Origin of the sequence: Streptomyces sp. NPDC091282, from assembly GCF_044757385.1 — a bacterium.
In the GTDB taxonomy this organism is placed as follows: Bacteria; Actinomycetota; Actinomycetes; order Streptomycetales; family Streptomycetaceae; genus Streptomyces; species Streptomyces gramineus.
Map to the genome: position 1 here is coordinate 689,569 of NZ_JBIVUX010000002.1, position 16,488 is coordinate 706,056.

13 protein-coding genes are annotated in these 16,488 nt (G+C 74.4%); 7 read left to right on the forward strand and 6 right to left on the reverse strand.

Translation table 11 applies throughout. From position 1 onward, the window contains the following. Nucleotides 1-2: 2 nt before the first annotated feature. Nucleotides 3-794 carry an SDR family NAD(P)-dependent oxidoreductase gene (locus ACIQOE_RS10235; protein WP_401410856.1) on the forward strand — a complete coding sequence of 264 codons (792 nt, stop codon included), beginning with the start codon at nt 3-5 and terminating at the stop codon, nt 792-794. A gap of 43 nt (nt 795-837) precedes the next feature. Here the strand turns inward: ACIQOE_RS10235 and ACIQOE_RS10240 are convergent, their stop codons facing one another. Further along, nucleotides 838-3,519: an AAA family ATPase gene (locus ACIQOE_RS10240; RefSeq protein ID WP_365557503.1), complete on the reverse strand. Its 2,682-nt coding sequence runs from the start codon at nt 3,517-3,519 to the stop codon at nt 838-840. Between the two features lie 353 nt (nt 3,520-3,872). On the opposite strand from ACIQOE_RS10240, the gene ACIQOE_RS10245 reads away from it, so the two are divergent. The 3 genes from ACIQOE_RS10245 to ACIQOE_RS10255 all read left to right on the forward strand — a co-directional run bounded on the left by ACIQOE_RS10245 (nt 3,873) and on the right by ACIQOE_RS10255 (nt 5,580). Next, on the forward strand, nt 3,873-4,106 hold the full coding sequence (locus tag ACIQOE_RS10245; RefSeq protein ID WP_351314722.1) for a hypothetical protein: 234 nt from the start codon (nt 3,873-3,875) through the stop codon (nt 4,104-4,106). Then, nucleotides 4,103-4,375 (forward strand): hypothetical protein, encoded by a 273-nt coding sequence (locus ACIQOE_RS10250; protein ID WP_351314725.1) that lies wholly within the window; start codon nt 4,103-4,105, stop codon nt 4,373-4,375. The genes ACIQOE_RS10245 and ACIQOE_RS10250 overlap by 4 nt, the downstream gene beginning before the upstream one ends. Before the next feature lie 134 nt (nt 4,376-4,509). Beyond that, nucleotides 4,510-5,580: a DUF2510 domain-containing protein gene (locus ACIQOE_RS10255; RefSeq protein WP_401410860.1), complete on the forward strand. Its 1,071-nt coding sequence runs from the start codon at nt 4,510-4,512 to the stop codon at nt 5,578-5,580. Nucleotides 5,581-5,733: 153 nt separating this feature from the next. Here ACIQOE_RS10255 and ACIQOE_RS10260 read toward each other — a convergent pair whose 3' ends face one another. Then, nucleotides 5,734-6,348 (reverse strand): TetR/AcrR family transcriptional regulator C-terminal ligand-binding domain-containing protein, encoded by a 615-nt coding sequence (locus tag ACIQOE_RS10260; RefSeq protein ID WP_351314731.1) that lies wholly within the window; start codon nt 6,346-6,348, stop codon nt 5,734-5,736. Between the two features lie 230 nt (nt 6,349-6,578). On the opposite strand from ACIQOE_RS10260, the gene ACIQOE_RS10265 reads away from it, so the two are divergent. Then, the gene (locus tag ACIQOE_RS10265) at nt 6,579-7,409 is read left to right on the forward strand and encodes a phosphatase PAP2 family protein (RefSeq protein WP_365557508.1); all 831 of its coding nucleotides are present in this window, start codon (nt 6,579-6,581) and stop codon (nt 7,407-7,409) included. Next, on the forward strand, nt 7,406-8,362 hold the full coding sequence (locus tag ACIQOE_RS10270) for a hypothetical protein (RefSeq protein WP_351314737.1): 957 nt from the start codon (nt 7,406-7,408) through the stop codon (nt 8,360-8,362). Before ACIQOE_RS10265 ends, ACIQOE_RS10270 begins: the two co-directional genes overlap by 4 nt. Nucleotides 8,363-8,476: 114 nt before the next feature. Here the strand turns inward: ACIQOE_RS10270 and ACIQOE_RS10275 are convergent, their stop codons facing one another. From ACIQOE_RS10275 to ACIQOE_RS10290, 4 genes are all read right to left on the reverse strand, one after another. After that, nucleotides 8,477-9,127 carry a phospholipid scramblase-related protein gene (locus ACIQOE_RS10275; RefSeq protein ID WP_362642948.1) on the reverse strand — a complete coding sequence of 217 codons (651 nt, stop codon included), beginning with the start codon at nt 9,125-9,127 and terminating at the stop codon, nt 8,477-8,479. Nucleotides 9,128-9,200: 73 nt separating this feature from the next. Continuing rightward, on the reverse strand, nt 9,201-11,249 hold the full coding sequence (locus tag ACIQOE_RS10280; protein ID WP_401410863.1) for a phosphocholine-specific phospholipase C: 2,049 nt from the start codon (nt 11,247-11,249) through the stop codon (nt 9,201-9,203). A 211-nt stretch (nt 11,250-11,460) separates the two neighbouring features. Next, on the reverse strand, nt 11,461-11,919 hold the full coding sequence (locus ACIQOE_RS10285; RefSeq protein WP_351314746.1) for a hypothetical protein: 459 nt from the start codon (nt 11,917-11,919) through the stop codon (nt 11,461-11,463). Nucleotides 11,920-12,069: 150 nt separating this feature from the next. Beyond that, nucleotides 12,070-13,005 carry a hypothetical protein gene (locus ACIQOE_RS10290; RefSeq protein WP_401410865.1) on the reverse strand — a complete coding sequence of 312 codons (936 nt, stop codon included), beginning with the start codon at nt 13,003-13,005 and terminating at the stop codon, nt 12,070-12,072. A gap of 397 nt (nt 13,006-13,402) precedes the next feature. Here ACIQOE_RS10290 and ACIQOE_RS10295 point away from each other — a divergent pair, with 397 nt between their 5' ends. After that, nucleotides 13,403-16,444 (forward strand): BTAD domain-containing putative transcriptional regulator, encoded by a 3,042-nt coding sequence (locus tag ACIQOE_RS10295; RefSeq protein WP_365568422.1) that lies wholly within the window; start codon nt 13,403-13,405, stop codon nt 16,442-16,444. The last annotated feature ends 44 nt before the right edge of the window (nt 16,445-16,488 follow it).

The window sequence follows — 16,488 nt, forward strand, 5'->3', positions numbered from 1 at the left end:
TCATGTCGACTGTTCTGATCACCGGTGCCACCTCGGGTCTCGGCCGGTACGTCGCCTTCGAGCTGGTGCGCGCCGGGCACACGGTCCTCGCGCACGGCCGGGATCCGGGCCGTACCGCGGCGCTGGCCGAGGAGTTGCGCGCCGAGGGCGACGCGGCGGGCTTCGTCGCGGACCTGGCCTCGCTGGCGCAGGTCCGCGAGCTGGCGGCGCGGGTCGCCGAGGCGCGTCCCGACCTGGACGTGCTGATCAACAACGCGGGTGTCGGCGCCGGTGCGCCCGGCACCGGGCGGGAGCTGAGCGCGGACGGCCACGAGCTGCGGCTGGCCGTGAACTTCCTGGCCCCGGTCGTCCTCACCCGCGCCCTGCTGCCGGTGCTGCGCGCGAACACGCCCGCCAGGATCGTGAACGTCGGCTCGGCGGGCCAGGAACCGCTGGACTTCGACGATCCCGAGTTCACCCGCGGCTACCAGGGCTTCGCGGCCTACTGCCGGGCGAAGTTCGCGCTGGCCGCCCACACCTTCGCCCTGGCCGACGAGCTGGCGGGCACCGGTGTGGCCGTCAACGTGCTGCACCCGGCGACCTTCATGGACACCGCGATGGTGCGCGAGGGCGGGGTGGCGCCCTGGAACACGGTGGCGGACGGCGCACCGGGCGTCGTCGCGCTGGCGACGCGGGACCTGGGGACGGGCGGCTACTTCGACGGCACCGAACCGGCGCGGGCGCACGCGGCGACGTACGACAAGGACGTCCGAAGACGTCTGACGACGGTGACCGGTCAGCTCCTGGCCCTGTAGCACTCCGGCAGGCGCGCGGGCCGGCAGGCGTCCCCGGTGTCCGTCAGCGCAGTCCCCGGCCCGTGTCCAGCACCTCGCGCGCCTGGGCGGCCAGCCCGTCCGCGCCGCACGAACGGGCCAGCGCCAGGCCCCGGTTCAGCTCCACCACCGACCGGGCGGCGATCCCGTACTCCACGCGCGCGGCCGCGTGCTCGTACTGGCACGGCGAGGCCTCCAGGTAGGCCACCGCCTGCGAGGCGAGCCGGACCTGCCGCTGCCCGGTCTCCAGGGCGGCGGCGCACCGCAGCGCCTCGCCGATGGCGGTGTCCGTGCCGAACCGCTCGGCCTGCCGGCGGGCGTCCGCGGACAGCTGTGCGGCCCGCGTCGGGTCCTCCACCGCGAGGGCCCGCGCGAGGTCGAGCGCCCACGGCACCACCACCGGGTTGAAGTGGCCGCGCGCGGAGGCCGCCTTCTCCGCCGCCTCCAGTTCGTTGACGGCCTCCTTCGTGCGGCCGACGGCGAGCAGCAGCCGGCCGCGCACGGACCGCGGGTCCGGCATCACGATCGTGGAGGGGTACGGCGGCGCGAAGCCGTACTGCTCGGCCGTCTCCCAGGCCCGCTCGACGTGGCCGCGGGCCAGCAGGGTGTCGACGAGGTTGCAGGTGGCGGTCCAGTACAGGGGCAGTCCGCGGCCGACCCGTTCGGCGATCCGCAGGGACTCGCGCAGGGACGTCTCCGCGTCCCGCAGCCGGCCGCGCCTGCGGTGTCCGAGGCCGACGTAGGCATGGGCGAGGGCGAGGTGGCCGCCGCTCCAGCCGGAGGACTCGTAGGCGCGCAGGGCCTCGTTGTAGAGGCTCTCGGCGCGGTCGAGGCGGTCGGTGTAGACGTAGGCGTTGGCGAGCATCAGGAGCAGTTCGATGCCCCACTCGGTGTCGGTCCAGCCGAGTCCGGGCGCGAGCCGGCCGTTGACCAGCGCGCGGTCGCACAGTTCGACGACCTCTTCGGCGTTCTCCCCCTGTATGAGCAGGTCGAAGCCGCGCAGCATCAGCAGGGCGCGCTCGGAGTTGTCGCGTCCCGTGCAGGTGTCGGCGAGGGCACCGAGGCGTTCGGAGCGGTGCGGTGAGACCGCCTCGCCCGCGATGCCCTCCCACATGAACTGGACGGCCTGGAGCCGGAGTTTCGCGGGCCCCTCCTCGTGCCGGGCGGCCTCCGCCTCCACGGTGCGGACGGCCTCCTCCAGCTGGTCGTTGTGGAGGAGGGCCTGGGACAGTCGGAAGACCGCGTCGACGCGTTCGGCGCCGCCGAGGCCGGGCATGCCGAGCGCGCTGCGCAGGTGGCCGATGGTGACGGCGGGCTTGGTGAGCAGGGTGGCGCAGCCCAGTTCGTAGAGCACGCGCGCGTGCACCTCGGGCAGCGGCGGTTCCAGCAGGGCGCGTTCCAGGCAGCGGCGGGCCGCGTCCGGGGCGCCGACGGCGAGGTGCTCCTTGGCCGCGTCCCGCAGCTGCTGGACGAGTTCCTCGTCGTCGTCCGGGTGCACCTTCAGCAGATGCCGGGAGGCCTCGGCGATGCCCCGGCCGTCGTCGATGACGATCTGGGCGGCGATGCCGTGCATGGCGGTGCACATCGCCGGCGGGATGGAGTTGTAGACGGCGCTGGCGATCAGCGGGTGGACGAACTCCAGGTCGCCGACGTGCGAGCGGGAGCCGGCCGGGTCGGGCACGGTGAGGATACGGGCGGTGCGCAGCAGTTCGGCGCAGCGCTCGGCGTCCTCCATGGTCATGGTGGCGAGCTGGGCCACCAGGTCCACGGAGATGCCGGTGCCGAGGATGGCGGCGGCCCAGGCGAACCGGGTGGCGTCGATGCCGAGGCCTTCGAGGCGGGTGACGAGTCCGCCGCCGCGGGCCGACCGGTTCAGGGCGCGCAGTTCGCCGGCCCGGGCCTCCACCGGCTCGACCTCGCTGTCCTGGACCTTGGCGAGGAGTTCGACGGTCTCGTAGGGGTTGCCGCCGGTGACGGCCCAGACCTCGCGGCAGAACGGGGCGTCGGCGTGCGCGCCGAGGGTGGCGAGGGTGAGTCCGGCGGTGGCGTCCGGGGTGAGGGCGCTGAGGTTGCGCACGGGGTTGGCGGCCGCGGCGGCCACGGTGTCGAGGTAGCGGGCGCTGTCACCGCCGACCTCGCCGGGACGGCGGGCGACCAGGACGAGCACGGACAGGTCGTCGAGGCGTTCCACGAAGGCGGCGAGCCAGGCCAGGGTCTCCTGATCGGCCCAGTGCGCGTCGTCGATCAGCAGCACCAGCGGCCAGTCGCGTCTGGCCAGCCGGCGCACCGCGTGGACCAGGCCGTCGCAGACGCCCTGCGGGTCGGCCTGGCGTTCGCCGGGGTCGGTGATGCCGAGGGCGGGTCCGGCGATGTCGTACCAGTCGCCCAGGTACTCACGGGCCTCGTCGGGGTGCAGGGAGACCAGGGCCGGCTGGAGCAGCTGACGTACGACGTTGAAGGGGACGCTGCGCAGGGTCTCGCCGCCGCGGGCGGACCACACGGTGCAGCGGCGGCGTTCGGCGATGCGGCGGGTCTCGGCCAGCAGCGCGGTCTTGCCGAGTCCGGCCTCGCCGCGCAGCACCAGCAGGTTTCCCGGGGTGGACCGGTCGGCGCACAGGAGGTCGAGCGCGTCGGTGATGGCGGTGATCTCCGCGTCGCGCTCCCACAGGGGAGCAGAGGAGCCCTCCGGGGGTAGGTCCTCCGTCATCCCGCTGCCTCCCCAAGTCGCCCGAACGACGTACGGGACACGAGCCTAGCCGTCCTTCCGGCCGTCCGGTGGCGGACCGGGGCAGCTGTTGCCACGACGGGTGAAGCCGGGGGCTGCGGAACGACGCGTGACGGCCCCGACCTGCGGCTGTCGAGCCGACGGACCGTCAACAGACGTGGAAATGCAGCCGACTTCCGGGTGCCGGGCGGCATCGGACCGGAACCGCGCCCTCCGCACGCCGGCCGGATGGAGCGGACGGCGGCCCGCCGGGGCGACCCGGGACCCGGCGCCGGTCCCGGGTCGCGCGTCGCCGCCGATGGCGCCAGAAATCGAACACGTGATTGAATTCGGTCATGCGATCGTTCCCCGACGACCTCGCCCAGGCGCAGCTGGAGTGGAGTGCCACCTACCGGCAGCTCGCCGCGCGGCCCGGCCGTACCGAGCTGCGCCGACGCCTGTACCGGCTGTCGACCCGGCTGTACTTCCACCCCTACTGGCAGCAGCGACGCCCGCACCCCGCGGCCTGGCGGGACCTGCGCGACCACGGACGGCCCGAGGGGCCCGCGAGCGAGAGGAGCCGCTCATGACGCCGTGCGGCGCCGAGGACCACGCCTGTGACGGCCCCCGCTGCGGGTGCGCCCCGGTCCGCGTGACCGTCCATCCGCCGTCCCCGGCGGGCGGCAGACGGGTGCACGCGGACGGCGAGCCCCTAGGGCTGGCCCACGGCGTGGGCGACGTGGCGGAGTTCCTGCGCCGGGCCGGGCTGGAGATCGACCCGGCGGAGGTGGCGGAGTCCTCGTGGATCGACTGGCGCGGAGTGGGACCCGAGCACTGGCGGCCGGACGCGACCGGCTGAGCGCCCCGCGGGCCGCGCCGGCACCGGGCTCCCGGCCCTCGGGACGGCACGGCGGGAGGTGCAGCCGGGCGACTCATCCGAAAGTCGCCGGATCCTCTCATCCGACTTTCACCGATGCCTCCTACGGTGGGGGCATGACGCAGGTGACTCCTCCCGGGTGGTATCCCGACCCCGGACAGACAGACGACGCTCCGCCCAGCGAGCGCTGGTGGGACGGCAAGGCGTGGACGGGGCAGACCCGCCCCGCCGGGTCGGGTGCCGACTGGGGTCCCCCGGCGCACCCTCCGGCCGGTCCGGCCGACGCCGGCACGGCCCAGCAGCCGTATCCGGCCCATCCCGGGTATCCCGGTTATCCGGCGCCGCCCGCCACCGCGAAGCGCGGGCTGCGGACCGGCGTGGCCGTCGGTGTCGCCGTGGCGGTCCTGGCCGCCATCGGCGTGGGCGCGTGGGCGCTCACGCACGACGGCGGCGGGAACGGCGGCGGCCAGGCCTCGCAGCAGGGTCCCGGCGGTCCGGGCGGCGGTTTCGGCCAGGGCGGATCCGAGGGCCAGAACGGCGGGCAGGGCTTCCCGTTCGGCGGTTCGGGCGGCTCGGGCTCCGGCGGCGGCTCCGGGTCCGGCGGCTCGGGCGACGGCGCCTCGCCGCCGCCGGGCCAGTCCGAGGCACCCAAGGTGCCGGGCGGCGGAACGGTGTCCGACGCCGTCAACGCCATCGCCATGCCGGTGCCGAAGGGCTGGACCGGGCAGGCGATCAACGTCGGTGCCCAGATCACCTCCGACGACTCCTACAAGTGCCCCGGCGACACCTCCCAGTCCTGCACCGCGGGCGGCGCCTACTCGGCGCCCGCGCTGGCGCTGGGCACCAAGGGCGACACCGCCGAGGAGGTCGCCAAGGCGGACATCTCGGCCAACGCGGCGGAGTCGTACGGCGGCAAGACCTACGGCTCGATCACCTCGCACCAGGTGCTGGCCTCCAAGGCCGTCACCGTGGCCGGGCAGAAGGGCTACCTGGTCCGCTGGAAGGCGGTGACCAGCAAGGGCGCCGACGGGTACGTCGAGTCGCTGGCCTTCCCCTCGCCCTCGGACGGCCGGCAGATGGTGGTGGTCCGGTTCGGTGTGGACGTCGGCCAGGACCAGTCGGTCATCGACGACATCACCAAGGGGATCAAGGTGTCCTCCGGCGGCGGCGACGGCCAGACCGTCTGATCCGCCACCGGGCCGGAACGCCGGTCGGCCGGGTGGGGCGCCCCTCCGCTCAAAGGGGAACCCCACCCGGCCGGGGGGTGCGCGCCGCCCCCGTCCCCACGGTGCGGCGCGAGCAGGTCACCGTCCAGTCATCCCGTGGACGGCGGCCTGGGTCTAGGTCAGTCCGAGCGCGGGCAGCACCACGGCCTCCACGAAGCGGACGAGATAGCCCGCGTCGGCGTACTCGCCGGTGAGCACCGGCCGGACCCGGAGCACGCCGAACATCATGGCGGGCACGTAGTCCAGCGCGGGATGCCCCGCGGCCACCTCGCCGCGCGCGACACCGCGGTCCAGGATCTCCTGGAGCGCGGCGATCTCCGGTTCGATCAGCGCCTCGCGCAGCGCCTGCGCCAGCTCCACGTCCGAGTGGAGCGCGTGGCCGAGCGCCGAGAGCAGCCTGGTGTCCTTCGCCGACCAGTCCCCCGCGGCCCGCGCCACCTCGCGCAGGTCCCCGGCGAGGGAGCCGGTGTCGACGCCGCCGAAGCGCACCTCGCGGCTGGCGCGCAGCGCGGCCGCGACGAACTGCGGCTTGGTCTTCCACTGCCGGTAGAGCGTGGACTTGCTGCACCGGGTGCTGCTGGCGACGCCTTCCATGGTCACGGAGTCGTAGCCGCACTCGCGGATCTGTTCCAGCACGGCGTCGAAGAACTCCCGCTCACGCTCCGGCGTGATCTTGGAGCGGCGCGAGGCGGCAACCGTCTCCGGTTCGTCCGCGGCCTGCGACGTCATGTGCCCTGCTCCTCACTCGCTCATCACGTACGGAACATCTGCCGCCCACCCGCCGTTCGGGCCGGGCGGAAACCTACAACCAGTGTGGCCTACGTCTATCGATACGCCACTGTACCGGTACTCGGCCGTATCGGTACAGTGGCGTATCGGTACGCATTCGTATCGATGAGCATGTGGGGGTCCGGGCCACCGTCCGGACGCCAGCACCACCGTCAGTGAGGGGGCCTGGGATGAGTTCCCAGTCCGAGCCGGCAGCAGCGGAGTCCGGGGCGATAGCCCGGCCACCGCTGGTCCGTGAGTTCCTGCTCGTCGCAGGGCTCTTCCTCGTCTACAAGTTCGGGCGCCGCCTGGCCATCGGCCACACCGCCGAGGCCCTGCACAACGCCCACCGGATCTGGGACCTGGAACGGACGCTGCACCTGCCCTCGGAGGTCGACGTGCAGTCCGCGCTGCTGCACGGCGACACCCTCGTCCACCTGGCCAACACCTACTACGCCACGGTTCATTTCCCGGCGACGGTGGCCTTCCTGGTCTGGCTCTACCTGAAGCGGCCCGCGCACTACGTGTGGGCCCGCCGGGTGCTGGCCGTGGTCACCGCCGCCGCCCTCGTGCTCCCCTTCACCTTCCCGCTGGCCCCGCCGCGGATGCTGGCCGCGAGCGGTCTCGTCGACACGGGCCGGGTGTACGGCCCCTCCGTCTACGGCCCGCCCGCCCGCGACCACCTCTCCAACCAGTTCGCGGCGATGCCCTCGCTGCACTTCGGCTGGGCCCTGATGGTGGCGATCGGCCTGATCGTGGCGACCCGCTCCCGGTGGCGCTGGCTGTGGCTGCTGCATCCGGCGGTCACGCTGCTGGTGATCGTGGGCACCGCGAACCACTACTGGCTGGACGCGATCGTCGCCACCGTGATGCTGACCGCCGCCCTCGCCCTCATCCACCCCCAGGCCTCGTCCGGGGGGACGTCCACCTCGCTCCGCCCGCCCCACCGCACGGCCGTCACGGCCGGACGCCGCCGGGGATTCACCGTGGAAGAGCCCGCACTGGCAGGAGCGGGCCGATGAGCACCGCGGCCCTGCTCGCCGTCCTGCTGTCCCTGGTCTCGGCCGTCGCCTACGCGGCCGCCGCGGTCGCCCAGGAGCGGCTCGCGTCGAAGTCCTCCGGAGCGGGTCTGCTGCGGCTGCTCGGCTCCGGCGCCTGGTGGGCGGCGGTCGGCCTCAACGCGGGCGCCGCGCTCCTGCACGTCGTGGCCCTCAAGTACGGCCCGCTCACCCTCGTCCAGCCGCTGGGCGCGCTCACCCTGGTGGCGGCCGTGCCGATGGGCGCGCGGGTGGCCGGGCGGCGGGTCAGCGCGACCGAGTGGCGGGGCACGGCCCTGACCCTGCTCGGTCTCGGCGCCCTGCTGGTCACGGCCTCCGGTCCCGCGCCGCACCGGGTGCTGAGCCTCACCGAGGCCCTCGCGGTGGCCGGTACGACCGCCGTGCTGATCGGCGCGCTGTCCCGCCCCGGCGCCCGGCCGGGCCTGCGGCACGCGACCGCGTCCGGCTTCGCCTCGGGCGTCGCCTCCGCCCTGACCCAGACGGTGACGGTGGCGGCGACGGACCGCTCAGGCCCGGTGCTGAGCGTCGAGGTCGTCGTCGTGACGCTCCTGGTGGCCGCGTTCGCGGTGGGCGGCCTGCTGCTCTCCCAGACGGCCTACCGGGGCGGCCTCGGCGCACCGCTCGCGGTGGTCACCCTGGCCAACCCGGTGGCGGCGGCCGCGATCGGCCTGGCCCTGCTGGGGCAGGGCCTGCACGGCGGCGCGACCGGGATCCTGCTCGCCCTGGCGGGCGCCGCCCTCGCCTCCTGGGGCGTGGTCCTGCTGACCCGGGTGACCCCGGCGGCCCGGATCGTGGCACCGGACGACGGCGAGCACCCGGTGGCCGCCGTGCTGGCCCTGGAGTCGGCACGGGTCGCGGCGGAGCAGGCGCTGCTCCCGCCGCGGAAGGAGGAACCCGGGCAGCTCACTGCCCTCTGAACGCCCGAGGGGGCGTGGGGCCCGTGTCTCCGGGCCCCGCGCCCCCTCGGCCGCGCGCGGGACGAGCGTGCTCCCGCGCGGTGCGCGGGCTCTCGCCCCGTCGCGGACGGATCCTCAGCCCAGTCCCCGGGAGTCCTGCTTCAGCGCGGTGTCCACGGTCAGCGCCGTCGCGATCACCAGGCTCCGCAGCGGCTCGGGCAGCTGGTGGTGGATCTGCAGCACGTAGTTGTCCGCGGTGGTGAACATCGTCTTGGCGAGTCCCTCCCACGTCTTCGTGATCCGGGCCACCTCCTGCTCGGCGTGGTCGACGATCGCGAAGTTCCAGGCGCGCCAGTTCTCCGCCTTGATCGCGCCGACCTTCTGGCCGCCCGCCGTCATCGCGAAGTTGATCTTGCCGATCATGTTCTGCTGGACGATCTCGCCGACCTCCGAGCCGTCCGGCCGGGTCACGATCACGCGGGACTTGAAGATCTTCGCGGGCCGGGTCAGCAGCAGCTGCGGCTGCCCCTGGGCGTCACGGATCTCCAGCCGGTGGGTCATGTACTGGTCGAGGCTGGAGACGAAGCGCAGGATCTTCTTCAGCGCGCTCTGTCCGACCTCGACCACCGAGCCTATCTGCCGGCCGTGCTGGTCCATGACCTTGTACTCGTTGGTCAGCTCGATCAGCTTGGCCTTCTGGTTCACCACCAGCACCGGCTCGGAGAAAAGCGTCTGGGGCGCACCGTGCGGATCGGAGTGCCGGTCTGCAGGTGTGTTCGATTGCATGGTCACCGGGGCACAGTACCCCGAGGTGACCGGTACCTGACCGGTTCCGCACGATGCGCCCCTGGGCGCCCCGTCAGTCGGTGCGGATCGCCGGGTCGCTGACCCCGGGCCGCCCGTTCTCCACGTGCCCCGCGAACCGCCGCACGAAGGCCGCGTCGCCCTCGGCGGTGACCGTCAGGTCGTACCACTGATGACTGTGGTTCAGGTGGGCGACGTGCCGGACGGCGGCCCCCGGGCGGACCGTGAACGTGCGGGTCCGGCCGCCGTACCCGTCCGCCACCCGCAGCTTCACCGTGCCGTCGCCCCGGTTGGTGAGGGTCAGCTCGATGTCGTCGCCGTGCGGCCGGGCGGTGACCTCGGGTCCCGCCGCCCTGCCGCGGCCGCCGAAGGTGCGCAGGAAGCCGTTCGGGCCGTGCACGGTCAGGTCGTACGAGCCGCCCGGGTACACGGAGTTCCAGGTGTCCGAGACGGACGCGCCGGCCTCGGTGGTGTAGCTCCAGGGGCCGTCGGTACGGCTGTCGGAGGTGACCAGGAAGGCGGCTCCGGCCCGCGGGCCCGACGCGAAGGTCAGCGTGAGCCGGCCGGCCGCCGCGTCCAGCGAACCGTCCACCACCGGGGCGTACTTGAGCGGCCTGGTGGGCCGCGCGCCGCGCTCCTGCCGGGGCAGCGCCGGGTGGGCGGGCGGGGTCGGCACGTAGTCGGGGTGGCGGTCGCCGTCCGGCGGCCGGTAGCCGGCCGTGGACGGCAGCGCGACCGGCTTGGTGTCCCTGCGGGAGAAGTCGAAGGCGGCGGTCAGGTCGCCGGTGACGGTGCGCCGCCACGGCGAGATGTTCGGCTCGTGGACGCCGAAGCGCCGCTCCATGAACCGGATGACCGAGGTGTGGTCGAGCGTCTCGGAGCAGACGAAACCGCCCTTGCTCCACGGGGAGACGACGATCATCGGCACCCGCTGGCCGAGGCCGTAGGCGCCGGCCGCGTGGCCCGCGTCACCCTTGAAGAGGTCCAGGGACGGGTCGACGGTGGACCTGCCCTGCGCGGCGGAGGCCGGCGGGAACGGCGGGACCACGTGGTCGAAGAAGCCGTCGTTCTCGTCGTAGGTGATGAACAGGGCGGTCCTCGCCCACACCGCGGGGTCGGCGGTGAGCGCGTCGAGAACCTGGGAGATGTACCAGGCGCCGTAGTTCGCGGGCCAGTTGGGGTGCTCGGTGAAGGCCTCGGGGGCGACCACCCAGGAGATCCGCGGCAGCTTCCCGGACGTGACGTCGGCCTTCAGCCGGTCGAAGAAGCCCTCGCCCTTGCGGGCGTCGGTGCCGGTGCGGGCCTTGTCGTACAGCGGGTCGCCGGGCCGGGCGTTCTGGTACTGCGTGAAGTAGAGCAGCGAGTTGTCGCCGTAGTTGCCCCGGTAGGCGTCCTGGATCCAGCCCCAGCCGCCGGCCGCGTCCAGGCCGTCGCCGACGTCCTGGTAGATCTTCCAGGAGACGCCGGCCTTCTCCAGTCGCTCGGGATAGGTCGTCCAGGAGTAGCCGGCCTCGTCGTTGCCGAGGACCGGGCCGCCGCCCCGGCCGTCGTTGCCCGTGTATCCCGTCCACAGGTAGTAGCGGTTGGGGTCGGTGGAGCCCATGAACGAGCAGTGGTAGGCGTCGCAGACGGTGAAGGCGTCGGCGAGGGCGTAGTGGAACGGGATGTCGTGCCGGTTCAGGTACGCCATGGTCGTGGAGCCCTTGGCGGGCACCCACGTGTCGTACTTGCCGCCGTTGACGGCGGTGTGCGTGTCGCTCCAGCCGTGCGGGAGGTCCTGGAGGAAGGCGAGGCCCAGGTCGTCGGCGTCCGGGTGGAACGGCAGGACGTCCTTGGTGCCGTCCGACTGGCGCCACACCGACCTGCCGTCCTGGGTGACCGGACGCGGGTCGCCGAAGCCGCGGACGCCTGCGAGGGTGCCGAAGTAGTGGTCGAACGAACGGTTCTCCTGCATCAGGACGACGATGTGCTCGACATCCTCGATCGACCCGGTGCGGTGGTTCGCGGGCAGCGCGGCGGCGCGCTGGAGGCTGCCGGACAGCGCGGTGAACGCCGTGGTGGCGCCTGCGAGTTGGAGGAATCGGCGCCGGTTTGCTTCGGGCATGGGAGTGCGACCTCTCATCCTGCCGTGCGGGATGGCCGGAACACGCGGACTGCGCGCGGGTGCGAGTGTTCCAAGGGCATCGAACGTCAGGGAAGGGTCCGGTGGCGCGGATGTGAAACTCGGCGGTACGCGAGGTGGGCAGCGGGTGAGGCGGCGGGGCCGGCCACGGCCCGGGGCGGGCGTGGCCGGCAGACGTGGCCGTCGGGCCGCCTCAGCTGATGAAGGAGCCCGGCGCGCAGGCGCCGGCCGTCACCCACTGGTGGGACAGGATGTTGTCGTTCATGTTGTTGCCGTCGGTGAAGTGGTCGCGGGTGAGGTTGTCCACGTACAGCTCGCCCGGCTTGAGGCAGCCGTAGCCGCCGCCGTAGTTGGACAGGTAGTAGAAGGCCACGACGTCCTTGCCGCCGACGAAGCCGCTGTTCATCACCGAGGAGGCGGCGTTGCCGTCGCTGCCCTGGAAGGGACCGGCGGTGTCGCCCCAGGCGGAGTCGTTGCCCGGGGTGACGCCCAGCAGTTCGCCCTGGCAGTCCCAGTCCTTCCAGGCCCGCACGTTGCCGTCCCGGCCCGGCCACTGCGCGTTGCAGCCGGAGACGGCGTGGGCGTTGGCCGGCACGGCGAGGCCGAGGGCGGCGAGGCCCAGGGTGGCGAGGACGATGGTCATCTTGCGCATGACGGATTCCGATCTGCCTCGTCGGAGGCGATGGGTGTGGGTGGGAGCCGCGGCGGGGTGCCGCAGCCGTGAGGCCGCGGCGGGTGCCGCGGAGTGCGGTGGGCGAAAGCCGCGGTCGGTGCCGCGGGGTCCGTGGTGCGGGCGCCCGGGTCAGGTGCGGGCGGGCACGATCCGCTCGGCGCGTGCCAGCGCCTGCTGCCGCAGCCGCCGGTAGGCGTCCAGCCGGCTGCCGTACCGCGCGTCCAGCAGGGCCAGGTAGTGGGCCTCCCGGTTCTGGCCCACGGACCTGAGGGAGACCGCGCGGGCGCAGGTCGCGTCGGCGACGGCGATCCGGACCTCGGCGGCAAAGCCGCGGGCCTCCGCGGCCCGGCCCTGCACGGCGGGGTGGTCCCGGGCGGCCCGCCGGGCCGCGTCGGGGTCCGGGTAGGGATGCCCGGCCCGCTTCATGCAGTCCGCCCAGGCGTGCACGGCGGCGGTGAACCGCCGGTCGCGCAGCAGCCTGCCGACGTACAGCGGGCGCAGGTTGCTCGCTGCGCTGTCGAGCCGGAACCAGGTGGCCGGGTCGCCGTACAGCGCGCGCTCGGCCGCCGCGTCGCAGCCGCCGGACCGCTTGCTCACCGCCCCGCCGCCGGGCACCCGCGTACGCAGCAGTTCCGTCGCCCGGCCGCCGTCCAGCGCGGTGTCGTAGGCGGCCCTGCGATCGGCCGGAAGCGCCGTGCGGTAGGCGATGTTGGGGTTGCGCAGCCGGGCGCGGTCCTCCTTGGCGGCGATCCGGCTGCCGTAGCCGTAGGTCCGCGCCCAGCCGACGTCGTCCTGGACGTAGCCGAGCGGCCTGCTCTCCGCCAGGGACAGCGCGCTGTCGGACCAGTAGCGGAAGCCCTGGCGGGCCATGCACCGGGCGATCAGGCGCTGTTCGGCGTCGGAGACCCGGAGGTCCTCCGCGTAGGTCAGCTCGCGCGCCGTGCCGGCGGCGGCCGGCGCGGGGCCGCCGCCGGACCCCGGGGAGCAGCCGGTGACGGCGAGCGCGGCCACGGCGGCGACGGCACCCAGGCACGCGGTCGTGCGGCGAAGGACGGGGCGCTTCATCGGACAACTCCCTGGGCTGCGGTGGACAACGGTTCGGCGTTCTCGTGCGGTGGACTGCGGCGGCGGGCCGTTCGTATGACAGGCGGTCGCACGGAACGTCCGGCGCGACGGATTTCGTGGCGGATCCGGGGCACGGTCATACGGGAGGCGCCCGTCACCCGTCTGACGCACGGGGACCGCTGGGGCCACCCACGGAAACCGGCCAACTGCGCCGCCCGGGAGAGCACGCACGGCGACCCCGGCGGCCCCGCCCCCGTTCGGCCTACCGGCCGTCGCGCACGGGCACCCGTCCCGGACCGGGCAGCACGGATCCGGTCACCACGCCCCGGTCCCCGCCCTGCTCGGACGGCGCCCGCCGATATCGTTGTCGGCATCCGCCAGGAGCGATCGGGGACCGATGTTCGAAGTACGTCTGCTCGGCCCGGTGGAGGTATGGGAAGGGGGCCGGCGGGCCCCGCTCGGCGGTTCCCGGCCCCTGGCCGTTCTCGCCGCGCTCGTCGTGCACCTGGGCGAGGTGCTCTCCACCGAGCGTCTGGTGGACCTGGTCTGGGACGAGGAGGCCCCGGCCACGGCGGGCGCTCTGGTGGCCACCCATGTCTCGGCCGTACGGCGGGCGTTGTCCAGGATCGGCAGCGCCGACGTGATCCGCACCCGGCCGCCGGGCTACGTCGCCGGCCTCGCACCGGACCGGGTCGACGCCCGCCGGTTCGAGGAACTCCTCGCGCGGGGGCGCTCGGCCGGGAGTCCGCAGGAGGCCGCCGAGGCACTGGCCGAAGCGCTGGGCCTGTGGCGGGGCCGGGAGGCGCTGGAAGGGCTCGGCCAGTCGTTCGCCCGGATCGAGGCGGCCCGGCTCGGGGAGCTGCGGCTCGTCGCGCAGGAGGAGTCCTTCGCCCTGGCGCTGGAACTGGGCCGCGCGGACGGCACGATCGCGCCGCTGCTCGCGCACGTGGCCGCGCACCCGCTGCGGGAACGGCCACGCGGCCAGCTGATGACCGCCCTGTTCCGCACCGGCCGGGTCCCCGACGCGCTGCGCGTCTTCCAGGAGGGCCGCCGGGCCCTGCGCGACGAACTGGGCATCGACCCGGGCCCCGAGCTGCGCGCCGTCCACCAGGCCGTGCTGAGCGGCGACACCGGGGTGCTGGGGACCGGGCAGCAGTCCCGCACGGTGCCCGCCCGGCGTGCCGCGCACCCCGCGCCCTCCCATCTCCCGCCCGACATCGCCGACTTCGTCGGGCGCGGCGAACAGGTCGCGTGGGCCACCGAGTTGCTGCGGAGCGTCGGCGACACCGGCCGGACCGCGCCTCCGATCGGGGTCATCTCAGGGCGCTCCGGCATGGGCAAGACCGCGCTGGCCGTGCACGTCGGCCACCGCACCGCCGAACTCTTCCCCGACGGCCGCCTGTTCGTGGACCTGAGGGCCGCCGACACGACTCCGCTGGAACCCGCCGACGCGCTCGCCCGGCTGCTGCGCGCGATGGGCGTCGACCCGGACACGGTGTCCTCCGGCGTCGAGGAGCTGACCGGCCTGTACCGCACCCACGTCGGGCACCGGCGGGTCCTGATCGTCCTCGACAACGCGGCCGGCGAGGCGGACGTGCGCCCGCTGCTGCCGCCCGGACCCGGCTCCGCGGTGCTGATCACCAGCCGCCGCCGGCTGGTGGCCCTGGAGGGCGCCGCCCATCTGGACCTCGCGGCACCGGACGAGGCCGAGGCGCTCGACCTGTTCCGCCGGGTGGCCGGCGAGGGCCGGACCGGGGCGGACCCGGAGCGGGCCGCGGAGATCGTCGCCCTGTGCGGGCGGCTGCCGCTCGCCGTGCGCATCGCGGGCGCCCGGCTGGCCGCCCGCCCGCACTGGGCGCCCGCCAGACTCGCCGGCCGGCTGCGCGACGGACGGCGCAGGCTGAACGAACTCAGCGCCGGGGACCTGGAGTTGCGCACCAGTCTGGAGCTCGGTTACGCCGACCTCGCGCCGCAGGAGCGCCGCGCCCTGCGCCGTCTCGCCCTGCTGGACCTGCCCGACTTCGCGGCCTGGATCGCCGCGCCGCTGCTCGGCATAGGGACCGAGGAGGCCGAGGAGGCCGTCGAGCGGCTGGTGGACTGCCACTTCATCGACGTGATCGGCATGGACGGCACCGGCCTCGCCCGCTACCGCATCCACGACCTGGCCCGCGAACACGCCCGCGAGCGCTGCCTCTCCGAGGAGAGCGCCGAGGAGCGCGCCGCCGCGGTCCTGCGCCTCGTCGGCTGCTGGCTCGACCTGGCCCACAAGGCGGCCGTCCGCGGCCCCGGCGGTGCGGTGCGGCACTTCCCTGAACCGGCCGCGGTGCGCCCGCTCGACCCGGAGACCGAGGAGGCGCTGCTGGCCCGGCCCGCGGCCTGGTTCACCGCCGAGCAGGCCGGGCTGCTGGCCACCGTGACGCACTGCGCCGACCACGGCATGGCACGCGCCGCCCGGGACCTCGCCGGGGCGCTGATAGCGAGTTCGGCCGCCCTGTACAACCAGTTCGACGCCTGGTCCCGCTCGCACCTCGCGGCCATGGCGGCGGTGCGCCGCAGCGGGGACGTCGAGGGCGAGGCCTGGCTGCTCGCCGGGCTCGGCCAGCTCCGCTACGAGCAGGACAGGTTCGAGGAGTCCTACGCCTACTTCGCCGACGCGCTCGCGCTGTTCGAGGACCGCTCGGCCGAGGGCGCGGCGGTGGCGCTGGCCGGGATGGGCACCGTACGGCGTGAACAGGCCCGCTACGCCGAGGCGTCGGAGCTGCTGGAGCGGGCGCTGGAGCGGTACGGCGACGACGGTGACGTGGGGCCACGGGCCCGGGTGCTGTACGGCATCGGGTACGTGCACCGCGAGCTGGGGCGCGGCGGCGCCGCCCGGGACGCGCTGTCCCGTGCCCTTGACCTCTACCGGGCCGCCGCCGACCTGCACGGCGAGGGCCTGACCCTGCGCTCGCTGGCCCTGTGCGACCGGGCCGAGTCCCGCTATCCCGAGGCGGAACGGCTGCTGCGGGACGCGCTGCGGGTCTTCACCGGCCTGCACGACGTCTTCGGCGTGATGTACACCGAACAGGCCCTGGCCAAGGTCGAGTTGCGTACCGGGCGGGCCCCGGAGGCGGAGCAGCGGCTGATCCGGTGCCTGGCCGTGGCCCGGGAGCGGCAGGACCGGTTCGGCGAGGCGCTGGTGCTGCGCACGCTCGGCGAGGCGCGGCTGGCGGCAGGTGACACCGACGGCGCCCGGGAGCCGCTGGAGCACGCGACGGCCCTCTGGGCGGAGCTGGGGCTGCCGCTGTGGCGGGCGCGGACGGTCTGGGACCTGGCCGAGGTGTGGGCGGCGGACGGCGATCCGGAGGGCGCGCGGGCGGCCCGGGCGCAGGCGCTGGAGGTGTTCCGGTCGGTGGGCGGACGGGAGGCCGCGGAGCGGCGGGACGACGGGCCGGTGTGACCGGGGAACGGCGGGACGGCGAACCCGTGTGACCGGGGAGCGGC